This window comes from Empedobacter sp. EJD.6dd (genome assembly GCF_057369435.1).
Genome location: NZ_CM170667.1, coordinates 1,405,838 through 1,421,264, shown reverse-complemented (window position 1 = coordinate 1,421,264; position 15,427 = coordinate 1,405,838). Strand labels below are relative to the sequence as shown.

General features: G+C 32.0%; 15 protein-coding genes. 14 read left to right on the top strand and 1 reads right to left on the bottom strand.

Annotated elements, in window-relative coordinates:
- Nucleotides 1-77 precede the first annotated feature (77 nt).
- From AC2I98_RS06690 to AC2I98_RS06655, 8 genes are all read left to right on the top strand, one after another.
- Nucleotides 78-680: a LemA family protein gene (locus AC2I98_RS06690; RefSeq protein WP_486413827.1), complete on the top strand. Its 603-nt coding sequence runs from the start codon at nt 78-80 to the stop codon at nt 678-680.
- Nucleotides 681-685: 5 nt separating this feature from the next.
- A complete protein-coding gene (locus AC2I98_RS06685; protein ID WP_486413826.1) occupies nt 686-1,126 on the top strand; it encodes a TPM domain-containing protein in 441 nt (146 codons plus the stop codon).
- Nucleotides 1,107-1,916 carry a TPM domain-containing protein gene (locus AC2I98_RS06680; protein WP_486413825.1) on the top strand — a complete coding sequence of 270 codons (810 nt, stop codon included), beginning with the start codon at nt 1,107-1,109 and terminating at the stop codon, nt 1,914-1,916. Before AC2I98_RS06685 ends, AC2I98_RS06680 begins: the two co-directional genes overlap by 20 nt.
- Before the next feature lie 342 nt (nt 1,917-2,258).
- Complete coding sequence (locus AC2I98_RS06675) at nt 2,259-3,626, top strand: deoxyguanosinetriphosphate triphosphohydrolase (protein ID WP_486413824.1); 1,368 nt, start codon at nt 2,259-2,261, stop codon at nt 3,624-3,626.
- Between the two features lie 265 nt (nt 3,627-3,891).
- The gene (locus AC2I98_RS06670; protein WP_486413823.1) at nt 3,892-4,344 is read left to right on the top strand and encodes a GNAT family N-acetyltransferase; all 453 of its coding nucleotides are present in this window, start codon (nt 3,892-3,894) and stop codon (nt 4,342-4,344) included.
- Between the two features lie 194 nt (nt 4,345-4,538).
- The gene (locus tag AC2I98_RS06665; RefSeq protein ID WP_486413822.1) at nt 4,539-5,456 is read left to right on the top strand and encodes a hypothetical protein; all 918 of its coding nucleotides are present in this window, start codon (nt 4,539-4,541) and stop codon (nt 5,454-5,456) included.
- A 9-nt stretch (nt 5,457-5,465) separates the two neighbouring features.
- Nucleotides 5,466-6,323 (top strand): hypothetical protein, encoded by an 858-nt coding sequence (locus AC2I98_RS06660; protein WP_486413821.1) that lies wholly within the window; start codon nt 5,466-5,468, stop codon nt 6,321-6,323.
- Between the two features lie 2 nt (nt 6,324-6,325).
- Nucleotides 6,326-7,171 carry a hypothetical protein gene (locus tag AC2I98_RS06655; protein WP_486413820.1) on the top strand — a complete coding sequence of 282 codons (846 nt, stop codon included), beginning with the start codon at nt 6,326-6,328 and terminating at the stop codon, nt 7,169-7,171.
- A gap of 54 nt (nt 7,172-7,225) precedes the next feature.
- On the opposite strand, the gene AC2I98_RS06650 is transcribed toward AC2I98_RS06655, so the two are convergent.
- Complete coding sequence (locus AC2I98_RS06650) at nt 7,226-7,756, bottom strand: RNA methyltransferase (RefSeq protein WP_486413819.1); 531 nt, start codon at nt 7,754-7,756, stop codon at nt 7,226-7,228.
- Nucleotides 7,757-7,835: 79 nt separating this feature from the next.
- Here AC2I98_RS06650 and mutS point away from each other — a divergent pair, with 79 nt between their 5' ends.
- The 6 genes from mutS to AC2I98_RS06620 all read left to right on the top strand — a co-directional run bounded on the left by mutS (nt 7,836) and on the right by AC2I98_RS06620 (nt 15,385).
- Complete coding sequence (gene mutS / locus AC2I98_RS06645; RefSeq protein WP_486413818.1) at nt 7,836-10,391, top strand: DNA mismatch repair protein MutS; 2,556 nt, start codon at nt 7,836-7,838, stop codon at nt 10,389-10,391.
- A gap of 10 nt (nt 10,392-10,401) precedes the next feature.
- Nucleotides 10,402-11,205, top strand: coding sequence for a M48 family metallopeptidase (locus AC2I98_RS06640; RefSeq protein WP_486413817.1), 804 nt, complete (start codon nt 10,402-10,404; stop codon nt 11,203-11,205).
- A 96-nt stretch (nt 11,206-11,301) separates the two neighbouring features.
- On the top strand, nt 11,302-13,206 hold the full coding sequence (gene acs, locus AC2I98_RS06635) for an acetate--CoA ligase (protein WP_486413816.1): 1,905 nt from the start codon (nt 11,302-11,304) through the stop codon (nt 13,204-13,206).
- Between the two features lie 130 nt (nt 13,207-13,336).
- Complete coding sequence (locus tag AC2I98_RS06630) at nt 13,337-13,783, top strand: hypothetical protein (protein WP_486413815.1); 447 nt, start codon at nt 13,337-13,339, stop codon at nt 13,781-13,783.
- 190 nt (nt 13,784-13,973) lie between these two features.
- Nucleotides 13,974-14,621, top strand: a complete 648-nt coding sequence (locus tag AC2I98_RS06625; protein WP_486413814.1) for an O-methyltransferase — start codon at nt 13,974-13,976, stop codon at nt 14,619-14,621.
- Nucleotides 14,621-15,385 carry a C40 family peptidase gene (locus AC2I98_RS06620; protein WP_486413813.1) on the top strand — a complete coding sequence of 255 codons (765 nt, stop codon included), beginning with the start codon at nt 14,621-14,623 and terminating at the stop codon, nt 15,383-15,385. The genes AC2I98_RS06625 and AC2I98_RS06620 overlap by 1 nt, the downstream gene beginning before the upstream one ends.
- Nucleotides 15,386-15,427: the final 42 nt, after the last annotated feature.

The following is a 15,427-nucleotide window of genomic DNA, read 5'->3' as shown; positions in this document are numbered from 1 at the left end:
AAATAAGCTCGGCTTTATTTTTGATATATATTGTCGAAAAAACACTATTTTTACGTATTAATAAATTAAAAAAAACTATGAAAAACAAAGGATGTCTTATTGGTGGAGTGATACTTTTACTTCTTGCGGGAATTGCTTTCTGGGGAGTTGGAGTTTCGAATAACATTAAAACAACAGATCAAGGTGTACAAAAACAATGGTCGAATGTAGAAAATACATATCAAAAACGTTCAGATTTAGTACCAAATTTAGTGAACACTGTAAAAGGTGCTGCTAATATGGAAAAAGAAACTTTAACAGCGGTTATTGATGCGCGTGCGAAAGCAACTTCTAATCAAATTAAAATTGATGATCCAAGTCAATTAACAGATGCAAATATTGCGAAATTTCAACAAGCGCAAGATCAATTAGGATCAACATTAAGCCGATTATTAGTTTCTGTTGAGAAATATCCAGATATCAAATTCAATCAAAACTTTACGTCATTACAAGCAGAATTATCAAGTATTGAGCAAGAAGTTTTATTCGAAAGAAAGAAATACAACGATGCTGCAGAGAAATTTAATAACATGATTGTTACATTTCCTAATAGCTTAATTGCTGGATTTACAGGTGCTACAAAGAAAGGTTATTTCAAAGCTGCTGCTGGATCTGAGAATGCTCCTAAAGTAGAATTCTAATCATTATGGGAAAAAAGAAACATAAATTTCTTTCCTCAAAAGATGAAAAAAAAATAATCGAAGCCATTCAAAAAGCGGAGAAAAATACAAGCGGAGAAATTCGAATTCATATTGAATTCGAATCTTCTCCCAATCATTTTGACAAAGCTTTAGAAGTGTTTGAGCGATTAGAAATGCACAAAACAAAAGATAGAAATGGTGTTTTATTTCACGTTTCTCCAACCGATCATAATTTTACGATTATTGGGGACGAAGGAATTGATAAAGCAACACCAGCTGATTTTTGGGACGATATCAAAAAAGATGTTGTAAAGCATTTTAAAAAAGAAAACTATGTAAAAGGACTTTGCAAGGGAATTAAAAAAACGGGCAAAGCACTTAAAAAATATTTTCCTTATCAAGAGGATGATACAAACGAATTACCAGATGAAATTAGCTACAGTTAAATATTTTTTTCTAACTTTTTTTCTTTCCATTTTAACCGTTTTTGGACAAACGCCTGATGAATTGGTTAATATGAAACATCCGCCTAAAAAGCTTGTGCAAGATTATGCGCATGTTTTTGATGCAATGCAATTAGATCAATTAGAAAAAAAATTGGTGGCTTATGATGATTCTACTTCTACCCAAATTTTGGTTTTAACAGTAAAATCTTTGGATGGTTATCCGTTAGAAACTTTTGCAAATGATATTGGCGAAAATTGGGGTGTTGGAACCAAAGGTAAAGATAATGGAATCGTCATCGTTTTGAGTGAGCAAGATCGTAAGATTACAATTAGAACGGGATATGCTGCACAAATCTATTTACCACCTAGTGTTAATAAGTCTATTATAGACAATGTGATTATTCCATATTTTAAACAAGGCGATTATGCTGGAGGAATAAATGCAGGTGTTAATTCTATTTTTCAAGCTTTTGCAGGTAAGTACAAACAAGATAAACCAAAGTCTAATGAACCAGAAATGGATTGGGTTGCTCTTATATTTGTAATCGGATTTTTTATCTTTATTTTTATTATTATATCGAAAGGTAGAGGTGGAAATAACGGAGGAAATGGAGGTAGACGAAGAAGTTTGTTAGATGATATTATTATTATGAACACAGGAAGTTCTGTTTTCGGAAGTGGAGGTTTTGGCTCAGGAGGAAGTTCTTGGGGAGGCTCTTCTGGAGGAGGCGGCTTTGGTGGTTTCGGAGGAGGAAGCTTCGGAGGCGGTGGAGCGTCTGGTAGTTGGTAAGATTATACATTATAAAATATTGAGAATGAAAATTAATAAAAAAATAAATTTAGTTGTAATGCTAATTTTGTATTTCTTTTTCTTCTTTTCAATAACTCTTACAATAAATATTGTATTCAAATATTTTAAAACTCATAATTTAAGTTTAGAGTCAAATCAAATTTTTAATAGTTTGGGTTATGCGTTGTTCTTTTGGATTTTTTATTTAATAAATGGAAAATTAATAAAGACAATAAATAATTCTTATGACAAAGAATAAACTAAATAATAAATCCGAACGAAACCGTTCGGATTTTTTTGTGACTGAACATTATTCGTTAAATTCGTTTTCTAAATCAGTTTATGGAACTTCTAAATCATATTTACACTAATCAACGTAGCAATACAAACGATACGTCGGATGCACGATCAGAATATCAACGCGATTATGATCGTATTATTTTTTCTTCTGCATTTCGTCGTTTGCAAAATAAAACACAAGTTTTTCCTTTACCAGGAAGTGTTTTTGTGCACAATCGATTGACGCATTCATTAGAAGTTTCGTCTGTTGGGCGTTCGATGGGAAATTTGGTTGGAAAATTTATTACCGAAAATTATCAATTAACAAAAGAGTCGCAAGAATTTTATAGTTATAGTATTCATGATGTGATTTCGGCAGCTTGTTTGTGCCATGATATCGGAAATCCAGCTTTTGGACATTCCGGTGAAGATGCGATAGCTTCTTATTTTGATCGTCACGAAACTGATTTGAAACAATATTTCACCGAAGCTGAATGGGCTGATTTAATTAATTTTGAAGGAAACGCAAATGCAATCCGAATATTAACACAACAACAAAACGGAAAGTCGGAAGGAGGTTTACGTTTAACGTATTCTACACTGGCAGCGATTGCAAAATATCCTTGCGAATCAGTTGCAAAAGATAAAACTCAATTGCATCGTAAGAAGTTTGGATTTTTTCAGGCGCAAAAAGAAGCATTCAGAACAATTGCCGAAAAAACAAATATGATTTTGGAGCAAGATTCACCAATTATTTATAAGCGACATCCATTTGTCTGGTTGGTAGAAGCAGCGGATGATATTTGTTATTCGATAATCGATGTCGAAGATTCACAACGTTTAGGAATTATCGATCATGATAAATGCCGAAAATTATTCTTGAATCTGGTCGAGTCATTAGATCCATCTCAAATTGATAAAACAAAAAATACATTGAAATCTATTTCAGATAAAAATGATAGAATAGCGTATTTACGTGCAAAATCAATTAATTTATTGACGCAAAAATCGGTTGAGGTGTATCAAAATAATTTTGATCAAATTGTAAAAGGTGAATTTAAAACAGCATTGTTAGATGTGATTAAAAATGAAACCGAACAAGTAACGAAAAGAGTTTTGGACGAAATACAACGTTTTTCAATAGAGAATATTTACAATCATCGTTCTGTTTTAGAGATAGAAAATGCAGGTTACAATGTAATGTCGGAGTTATTATCACAATTTATTCCTCCAATCTTGAAAGATGAAAAAGAACGCAAAACGTTTGAGAAAAAAGCATTGCGATTAGTTCCTGCTCAATTTTTGTATGAAAAAGGAACGAAATATCAAAAAGTGATGGGAATTTTGGATTATGTTTCGGGAATGACAGATAATTATGCAACCGAGTTGTATCGCCGTATAAAAGGAATCGAAATTGGAATGACGATTTAAAGACGAAGTTAGAAATACGAATTTTGTCATTCTGAGCTTGTCGAAGAATCTGGATATTTCGATACAATTTTCTTTTTCTAACGAAAAGAAAATTAGTCAATATGACAATCAAAATGTCATTCTGAATTTATTTCAGAATCGCATCTAATGAGATATAATTTTGTTTAATAGATGAGATGTTGAAACAAGTTCAACATGATAAATAAGTGAGTCATTCTGAGCCTGTCGAAGAATTTCAAAAAACTAAATAGAATATCACACAATAATGAAAAATATAACAATACGAGACGCTAGAAGAGAAGATTGTCCTCGAATTTTAGAATTAATCAAAGAACTAGCTTTATACGAAAAAGCACCAGAAGAAGTTACAGTTACGTTAGAAGAAATGGAAGAATGCGGTTTTGGAGAAAAACCAGTTTGGGGTTCTTTGGTCGCAGAAGTAGATGGAAATGTAGAAGGAATTGCGTTGCATTATGATCGTTATTCAACTTGGAAAGGACGTCGTTTATATTTAGAAGATTTAATTGTAACCGAAAAAATGCGTGGAGCAGGAATTGGTAAATTATTGTTGGATGAATTAATCGTTTACGGAAAAGCAAACAAGTATCACGGAATGGTTTGGCAAGTATTAGATTGGAACGAGCCTGCAATTAATTTTTACAAAAAATATCAAGCTGATTTTGATCCAGAATGGATTAATGTTTCGGTTAATTTTTAAAATAAAAAAACTCAAACCTTTTGGTTTGAGTTTTTTTATTTTAAGAAAATCAATAACATATCTGATTAATCTTTTTTAAGTAGTCAATATCGAAAAAGTAATTATTGTTAAATAATTATTATTGTGAAACAAACTGATTGTTAATTGCTTATAATTTATTATTTTTGAATAATTTTAAGAAAATTAAATTAATTATGTTTAAAACCAACCTAAACTTAATCTTAATTTTGTTTTCAGCTACAACCTATGCACAAAATACAACAGGTGTTGGGATAGATACGTCTTCTCCAAGCACTAGTGCATTATTGGATTTAAGCTCAAAACAGATTAATTCAAGTTCTACAAATGAAAGAGGTTTTTTGCCTCCAAGAATATCATTACAAGATATTAATGATATTACGACTATACCTAATCCTGTTCCAGGTTTATTTGTTTTTAATTTAACAAATAGCGGAACTTATCCAAATGAGGTTTCTGCAAACAGCTTTTACTATTGGAATGGAAAAAATTGGGATAGAATAATCTACACTTCTACAGTACAGGAAGCAGTAAAGTCTAGAATATTTTATATAGAAGGCACAGATAGACAGGATTTTACAAGTGCTGATATGAATGCTCCGAAAAACATCCCACGGAAAGATAATGTTGTAACTTTTAGCTCAACCCCTTTAAATACCAAAAATATTATTCAATTTGATTCAAGCAATTCAACTTTTAAGGCAAATTATTCTGGTATTTATGAATTTTCTGCTTTTGTAAATTATAATCCGATGGCAACCATTGTTTCAGGAGCTAATAATATGAGAGCATTCTTGAATCTTAAAATACAAATTTCTACAGATCAAGGTGTAAAATGGGATGATTCTATAGGAACAAGGACTATTTGGGGAACTGGAGGTGCAGCAACTTTAAAAACTGCTACATTATTACCTACACCTTTACGATTAAATAAAGGAGATATGGTGAGATTAGTGATTGCCAATCCTTTTGATTCAAGTGCTAATAATGATCATTGTGCAGTAAGTAATTGCTATATTGGGGCTGATATATTAAATAATATACCAACTTCAAAAGGGCTTAAGATTCAATTATTAGATTATAACATTCAATAATATTTATTTATGAAAAATATAATTACGCTTTTTATATCATTTTTTATTGGTTTTAATATACTATTCGCACAGGTTGGATTAGGTACTTCAACTCCAAATTCCTCTTCTGTTTTGGATATTGATGTTTCAACTCTTACACCTAAAAAAGGTTTTTTACTTCCAAGATTACAACTGCTAAATAATATAGATATAACGACTGTCCAGAATCCTGCTGTTGGTTTATTGGTTTATAATTTATTAGATAGCGGAACTGGTACAAATCAAGTATTTGCTAATATGTATTACTTCTGGAATGGAACTCGATGGACAAGTTTATCTGATATAGAAGAAGTAAAAAGAGAATTATTACCTCAAGTTTTTTTTATTGCTGAAACAGTGAATAATATTACTACTCCTCAATATACTAATACTGGTACTGATAATGATATCAATACAGCTCCTGTAACACTTAATTTTTCTCAAGAATCTATCATGTTAAATACTGGTAACAATATTGATTTAAATGCTAATAAGCAATTTTTTAAAGTAAACAATGCTGGTTTATATGAAGTTTCAGGTTTTATTAATTATAATCCTTTTATAGGAACTGATAAAGCAACAAATTTAGAATTTAAACTCGATATTTCTACTGACGGAGAAAATACATGGCAAACAAAGGCTATTACTTACGGAGTATGGGGATATGGAACTGCTGGTAATAATAGAAGTAATAATATTGCGCCAACTGTAATTAATTTCCCTACTAATTCATTAATTAGATTCACAGCTTTTAAAACTAGTGGTGAAAATCATTCGAATACAGCAGCAATAAATGCCCCAACAGGATTAACTTATGGAAAAGTAATTAAAATTCAAAAAATAGGGTAATGATGAAAAAGTATATACTTATTTTAGTTTTAAATTTTTGTGTGATACTTTCTGCACAAATTTCTATAGGAACTAATACGATTGGTTCATCTGCAATCTTAGAATTAAATACATCTAATCTTAGTTCTAAAAAAGGTTTTTTACCACCAAGAGTTCAACTAAATAATAACATAGATAATACAACAATACCTAATCCTGTCGTAGGAATGACTGCTTACAACAAAGCAAGTTCTGGTGTTAGTCCAAATATCATTGATGCGAATTCATTGGTCGTTTGGGATGGAACGATCTGGCAAAAAATAAGTAATTTGGAAGAAATTAGATCATTAAAGTTTCCACAAGAATATGCCTTAGCATCTACTGCACAACAAAACTTATCAACAACAAATCAATTAACGACAATTAATTTAAGTTCACCAGTTGAATTAAATTTAGTGAGTTCTGAAGTACAAATTGATAATCCAAACGATATTCAGTTAAGCTCTAATCATTTTAAATTTTTAAAAACAGCATATTTCCAATTTTCAGGTATGGTAACTGTTAAGGTTAATACAACTTTAGCAAGTTCGGCAACTCAAATTGTTTTGGCTTTGCAAGTTTCAAAAAATAATGGAGGTACATGGACAAGTTTTTTTGCAAATACTTTACCTATAGAACAATATGCCTCAAATAACCCTCAGACGATAACAATACCAAATATATTGCATTCTTTTTCGACGAATGATCTAGTTAGAGTTGTATTATTTAAACCTGCTTCAGCTACATCATATAGTGCAAATTCAGGCGTATTAAGTAATCAAACAGCAGATATTGTTAAATCATTAAGAATATTGAGAATTGAACAATAAAGAATAAAAAAAACTCAAACCAAAAGGTTTGAGTTTTTTATTTTCTCATATCGCTTAACTCATAAACCCTTCGTACCATTTCCATAAAATAATTCCAGTACAAACTGAAACATTTAAAGAATGTTTTGTTCCAGATTGCGGAATTTCGATACATGTATCACATTGGTCAATAATAGATTGTTGTACACCATCTACTTCATTTCCCATGACGATTGCATATTTTTGAGATTGATCAACCTCAAATTCATTTAGTAAAACCGAACCTTCCGTTTGTTCTATCGTCACAATTTGGTAATTATCTTCTTTTAGTTTTGCAACTAATTCATTTGAATCCTTTACATATTCCCAATCAACCGAATTTTCTGCACCAATTGCCGTTTTATGAATTTCCTTATGAGGCGGAGTAGCTGTAATTCCACACAAATAGATTTTGTCAATCAAAAAAGCATCCGAAGTTCTAAAAACAGCACCAACATTGTGCATACTTCTTACATTATCCAAAACAACAACAATTGGATGTTTTTCAATCTCTTTATATTCTTCAGCCGAAACACGACCTAATTCGTCTAATTTTAGTTTTCTCATCACTTCGTTTTTAACTAACTTAGCTGTTCAAAAGTTTAATAATTTGACAAAAGTAGTAAAGAATAAGGAAACTCCACTTATGAAGCAGTATAATCAAATCAAGGCGAAATATCCTGATGCGATGTTATTGTTTAGAGTTGGAGATTTTTACGAAACATTTGGAGATGATGCTGTGCGAGCTTCGCGCATTTTAGATATAGTGTTAACAAAACGTGCTAATGGCTCTGATAATAGTGCTTTGGCAGGTTTTCCACACCATAGTTTGAATACTTATTTGCCAAAATTGGTGAAAGCTGGTTTGCGTGTTGCAATTTGCGATCAGCTCGAAGATCCTAAAACCGTAAAAGGAATCGTAAAACGTGGTGTAACAGAATTGGTAACGCCAGGTGTTGCGTTGCAAGATGAGGTTTTATCATCGAAATCGAATAACTTTTTGATGGCTGTTCACGAAGGAGCAAAATCTTTCGGAATTGCTTTGTTAGATGTTTCAACAGGAGAATTTTTGGTTTCGGAAGGACAAGAAGATCAAGTTGCGAAGATTATTCAATCTTTCCGTCCAAGCGAAGTAATTTACCAAAAACGTGTAAAATATAATTTTTCTGATGTCAAAAGTAAATTTTTGTTAGATGATTGGGCTTTTCAATACGATTTTGCAATTGATAAATTAACAAGCTTATTCAAAACAAAAAATCTGAAAGGTTTTGGAATCGAAGATTTAAAAGAAGGAATTATTTCTGCAGGTGCGATTTTAGCTTATTTGGATGATACACACCATTTCGAAATTCGACATATTACGTCAATTCAACGACTTAATCAGGACAGTTTTGTGTGGATGGATCCATTTACAATTCGTAATCTCGAATTGGTTTATTCGCCGCATCCAAAAGGTGTTACTTTATTGAATATTTTAGATGACACGAAAACTCCTATGGGTGCACGTTTGCTAAATCGTTGGATGGTAATGGTTTTGAAAGATTTAAAATCAATTCAAAGACGTCAAACAATTGTTGAATATTTTTACAAGTTTGGCGATTTACGTTACGATTTACGTGAAAAATTAGGACAATTAACCGATTTAGAACGTTTAGCAGGAAAAGTATCTACTGGTAAAATAACACCACGTCAATTGTTGCAATTAGCACAAAGTTTAAAGATTTCGAACGAAATTAAAACTGTTGCGGAACAATCTAATATCAAAGAAGTTTCCGATTTATTTACACGTATTGAACCAATTGATCAGTTAACTCAAAAGATTTTTGATTCGTTATCAGATGAACCACCTCATCAAATAGTAAAAGGAAATGTCATAAGAGAAGGAATTTCGGAAGAATTAGATAAACTTCGTAAAATTCAGTTTTCTGGAAAAGATTATTTAGAGCAAATGTGTCAGCGCGAAACGGAAAGAACAGGAATTTCGTCGTTGAAAATTGCTTTCAATAATGTATTTGGATATTATATCGAAGTTCGCAATACGCACAAAGATAAAGTGCCTGAAGATTGGATTCGTAAACAAACTTTGGTGAATGCCGAGCGATATATTACAGAAGAATTAAAAGAATATGAAACACAGATTCTTGGAGCAGAAGAAAAAATATTAGCGATAGAAAATCAATTATTTATTGATCTTTTACAAGAAATTATTACTAAACTTCTTCCAATTCAACAAACTGCAAGAGCAATTGCATTTTTAGATGTTTTGTCTACTTTCGCTGAAATAGCAGAGAAAAATAATTATACCAAACCTTCTCTTAATGAAGGTTTTGAACTGAATATAAAAGAAGGTCGCCATGCTGTGATAGAGCAACAATTACCAATTGGAGAGCAGTATGTATCAAATAATGTTGAATTAAATTCGGATAATCAACAAATTATTATGATTACTGGACCAAATATGTCTGGTAAATCGGCTCTTTTACGTCAAACAGCTTTAATTGTTTTGATGGCTCAAATGGGAAGTTTTGTTCCGGCAGAAATAGCAGAATTAGGAATTATAGATAAAGTTTTTACGCGAGTTGGAGCTTCAGATAATATTTCTTCAGGGGAATCGACATTTATGGTCGAGATGAATGAAACGGCAAGTATTTTAAATAACATTTCGGAACGAAGTTTGATTTTGTTGGATGAGATTGGTCGTGGAACATCGACGTATGATGGAATCTCGATTGCTTGGGCAATTGCAGAGTTTTTGCATCAAAGCGCCTTGAAACCAAAGACATTGTTTGCAACGCATTATCATGAATTGAATGAAATGTCAAAATCAATGGAACGTATCAAAAATTTTAATGTCAGTATCAAAGAAACAAAAGACACGATTTTATTTTTGAGAAAATTAGTTCCAGGAGGTAGCGAACATAGTTTTGGTATACATGTTGCTAAAATGGCAGGGATGCCAAAACGAGTGGTTGACAGAGCAAATGATGTGTTGAAAGTTTTGGAAGCGTCTAAAACAGATGAAGGAATATCGAATAAAACGGAGAAAATAACACAAGATAACATGCAGTTAAGCTTTTTTCAGTTAGATGATCCAATTTTAGAATCGATTCGTGAAGAAATTATGAATACTGATATTAATACGTTAACGCCAGTTGAGGCATTGATGAAATTGAATGAAATCAAAAAAAAACTCGGTAAATAAACTTAAAAATATGAAAAAAATAATTTTAACCGTAGCAGGAGCTTTAGTGTTAGCTTCTTGTGCTACAAATCCTGTTACAGGGCGTAAATCATTGTCATTAGTTTCTAATGCAGATTTATTTCCTACAGCTTACAATCAATATTCTCAGGTTCTTAAACAGGGGAAAGTAATTACAGGAACAGCTGATGCGAATATGGTGCAAACAGTTGGTCAACGTTTGAAATATGCTGCAGAAAAATATTATCAAGAAAAAGGAATTTCATCTCAATTACAAGGTTACCAATGGCAATTTACATTGTTACAAGCGAATGAAGTAAACGCTTGGTGTATGCCAGGTGGTAAAGTAGCAGTATATTCAGGTATATTACCAATTACAAAAGATCCAACAGGTTTGTCTGTTGTGTTAGGTCACGAAATTGGTCACGCATTAGCTGGACATAGTGCAGAACAAGCTTCTCAACAAATGGCAGCACAAGGAATTGGACAAATTGTTGGAGGTTCTATTGGGAATGCGGAGTATGCAAAAGTTTTTGAACAATTATACCCAGTTGGAGCACAAGTCGGTTTATTAAACTATTCACGTAAAATGGAATTAGATGCAGATGTTACAGGTTTATACTTGATGGCAATGGCAGGTTATGATCCTTCTCAAGCAATTCCTTTCTGGGAAAGAATGGCAGCAAAAAGTGGAAATGCAGGTGTATCAGAATTCTTGAGTACCCACCCTTCTGATGCTACACGTATTGCAAAAATAAAAGAAGCGCTGCCGACAGCAATTGCTTATTACAATGCAAGTCCGTATAAAGGAAAATAGAATAGTTTTTATTCATTTTAAAAATATAAGCGAGTTAATTTGATAAATTGACTCGCTTTTTTTATATTTAGTATTCAAAACCACAATTAAAATAAAATGATTAACGATTTTAGAATTAACTCGTTTTCTGAATATAAGAAAGCGTATAAGAAAAGTTTAAAGGATCCAGAAAAATTTTGGGATAAAATAGCCGAAGACTTCATTTGGCACAAGAAATGGGACAAAACATTAGAATATAATTTTGATACAGCAGATTTTAAATGGTTTCAAGGAGGGAAATTAAATATTACGGAGAATATTTTAGATCGTCATTTAGAAAAAAGTGGAAATAAAACAGCTTTAATTTGGGAACCGAATAATCCATTAGAAGAATCTCGAATTATTACCTATCGTCAATTGCACTCAAAAGTTTGTCAATTTGCAAATGTGCTGAAAAATAATGGCGTACAAAAAGGTGATCGCGTGTGTATTTATATGCCAATGATTCCAGAATTAGCAATTGCAATGTTAGCTTGTGCAAGAATTGGAGCAGTGCATTCTATTGTTTTTGCGGGATTTTCTTCTGCCGCTATAGCTTCTCGTATTAATGATGCGCAATGTAAAGTTTTAGTTACAGCAAACGAAGTTTTCAGAGGTACAAAATCAATTAATTTAAAAGCAATATGTGATGAAGCTTTGAAAGATTGTCCATCTATTCAATCTTGTATCGTTTATCGTCGTGCAATTGAACCTACTTCTATGGTTGGTGGACGTGATAAATTTTGGATTGATGAAATGCATAAAGTTGATGACAATTGTCCTGCTGAAATAATGGATGCAGAAGATCCATTGTTTATTTTATATACCTCTGGTTCTACGGGAAAACCAAAAGGAATGGTGCATACATGTGGAGGTTATATGGTCGAAACGGCTTATTCGTTTGATAATATTTTTCAAATGGATACGAATGATATATTTTGGTGTACAGCAGATATTGGTTGGATAACTGGACATAGTTATATTATTTATGGACCTTTGGCTTGTGGAGCAACTTCTGTTATGTTCGAAGGAATTCCTAGTTTTCCAGATTTTGGACGTTTTTGGGAAATTATCGAAAAATTAAAAATCACACATTTTTATACTGCTCCAACAGCTGTTCGTTCATTAGCAAGAGAATCGTTAGAGTATGTAGAAAAATATGATTTATCAAGTCTAAAAGTTTTAGGATCCGTTGGTGAACCAATTAACGAAGAAGCTTGGCACTGGTTAAATGATTATGTTGGAAAAGGAAATTGTCCGATTGTCGATACATGGTGGCAAACAGAAACAGGATCGATTATGATTTCTCCTTTGGCTGGAATTACACCACTTCGTCCAACATTTGCAACGTTACCATTACCAGGAATTCAACCCGTTTTGATGGATGATAATGGACAAGAAGTAGAAACAATCAACGAAAAAGCAGAAGGTCGTTTGGCGATTAAATTCCCTTGGCCGTCTATGGCAAGAACTATTTACAATGATCATAAACGTTACATCGAAACGTATTTCTCTACTTTTCCAGGCTATTATTTTACAGGTGATGGTGCTTATCGTGATGCGATGGATAATTACAGAATTACAGGTCGTGTAGACGATGTGGTAATTGTTTCGGGACATAATCTTGGAACGGCACCTGTAGAGAATGCAATCAATCAAAATGAAGCGGTTGCAGAAAGTGCGGTAGTTGGTTTTCCTCATGATATCAAAGGTAATGCGTTGTATGCTTATGTAATTTTACAAGACGGAATAGAAGGTTCTCCAGCGTTAGAAGCAGAAATCAAAAATGAAGTAGCTCATTTGATTGGACCAATTGCGAAACCAGATAAAATTCAGTTTGTATCGGGCTTACCAAAAACACGAAGTGGAAAAATTATGCGTCGTATTTTACGTAAAATTGCCAGCGATGAAACAGATTTTGGAGATACTTCGACTTTATTAGATCCAGAAATTGTAACGGTTATCCAAAAAGGAAAAGTTTAAAAGTAAGGCTGATGTTAAGATTTAGCCTAAGAAAACAAAATAATTTTCAAAACAAAAAGCATTACCCATAAAGTAATGCTTTTTTGGTTTGATTATTTTGTAGTTTAGTAATTAGAATATTTTAAAGCAAATGAATAAATTTTTACCCTCTTTAAAATTAAAAACTAAAGAAGATAGAAAAGAAAATTTACTACAATGGTTAGCAATTTTGATTTTTGTAATTATAACTTTTGTTAGTATATATTTAAGTAATCAAAAGTTTTTGAACCAAATAAAAGACAAAAGATTATACACTATTGGAATTATTTCTGGATTTTCGAGAACAAAATCTACAAAATTTGTAAAGTATATTTATTCATATAATGGACATTCTTATGAAAGAGAGAGTTCTATAAATATTAATAAATATAAAATAGGAGATAGGGTATTAGTTGTCTATAATCCAGATTATAAGAATGGAGCAATATTACCTTATTTTATTGATGACTCAATAGAAGAGCCAACTAATGGATGGAAATATCCGCCAATGGGAATTAAAGATAAAGAAGTTATCAAATATTTGGAAGATAAATATTAGTATAGAAAAACTGTCAATTCGAATAAAATATTGAAATTCTATTCTCGATACAATTTTTCTTCATTGCATTTTGAAAAATCACTCGAATTGACGAATTTCATTTGATATTCACATATTTTTCTCTTCTAAAACTCTTTTATATAGCCAAAGTTTACCACTTTTTTGTATTTTTGTAGACTTTTTTAGAGGTATGATAAACATTTCACCAATTTTAGAATCGTATTTAGATCATCATGTTGAGCAAGAACCAGAAATCTTGAGCCGTTTACGTGTTGAAACTTATCAATGTACAACGCAGCCACACATGATTTCGGGAGAATATCAAGGTCGTTTGTTAAGTATTTTGTCAAAGATTTTAGCCCCAAAAACTATTTTAGAGTTAGGAACTTTTACAGGTTACGCAACATTGTGTTTGGCAGAAGGTTTGATTGCTGATGGAAAAATCATTACGATGGATAAAAATGATGAATTGGAATATTTGTGCAGAAAATATTTTGATGAATCTGAATTTGCTTCAAAAATTGATTTTAGAATCAATGATGCACGCGAAGAATTAGAAACAATCGAGAAAAATTCTGTAGATTTAGCTTTTATTGATGCTGATAAAGAGAGTTATCCTTATTATTTTGAAAAAGTTTTAGAACTTTTACGTCCAGGAGGAACCATGTTAGTTGACAATGTTTTGTGGTACGGAAAAGTAATGATGGAAGAGGAAGATAAAAAAGATCCTTCGACAAAAATTTTGAAAGAATTTAATGAAATGGTAACGAAAGACAAACGAGTAGAGTCGATAATTTTACCAATTCGTGACGGAATTACATTAATCCGAAAAAAATAATGAAATACGCTATTTGTCAAGTAAGTGTTGCGCCCTTGCGCTCCGAAGCAAGAGATTCATCAGAAATGGTGAGTCAGGTTTTGTTTGGAGAAAAGTTGATTATTTTAGAAGAATTAGAAAAATGGACAAAAGTTCAGTTAGCTTTTGATGGTTATGAAGGTTGGCTTGATCCAAAACAAATTGTAGAAATTTTGGAAGAAGAATATAATAAAGATTCGATCGAGAAATTTGCAATTAATCCGTATAATCATGCGATGGAAAATGGCTTGCCAATGACATTGACAATTGGAGCTGAGGTTCGTACTTTGAATGAAAGTAAAATCAAAATTGGTCCAAAATGTTTTGAATATTTTGGGGTATATACGTCTGGTAAAAAATCAAAAGATCAATTGGTAGAAATTGCAAAAGCCTATCTAAATGTGCCTTATTTGTGGGGCGGAAAATCTTCTTTTGGAATTGATTGTTCTGGTTTAACGCAACAAGTGTACAAAATAGGAGGTTACAAAATTCCGAGAGATGCTTATCAACAAGCGGAAATGGGTGAAGTTTTGAGTTTTGTAGAAGAAGCAGAACCAGGTGATTTAGCTTTTTTTGATAATGCAGAAGGTCTAATTATTCATGTCGGAATTATGTGTGGCAATGGAAAAATTTTGCACGCACACGGAAAAGTTAGAATTGATCCAATCGATACAAATGGAATTTTCAATACCGATTCTCAAAAATATTCGCATAAACTGCGATGCATTCGAAAATTAATTCCTTAATAATAGAGCAAAAATCATTTCGAAAGAAATGATTTTTTTGTT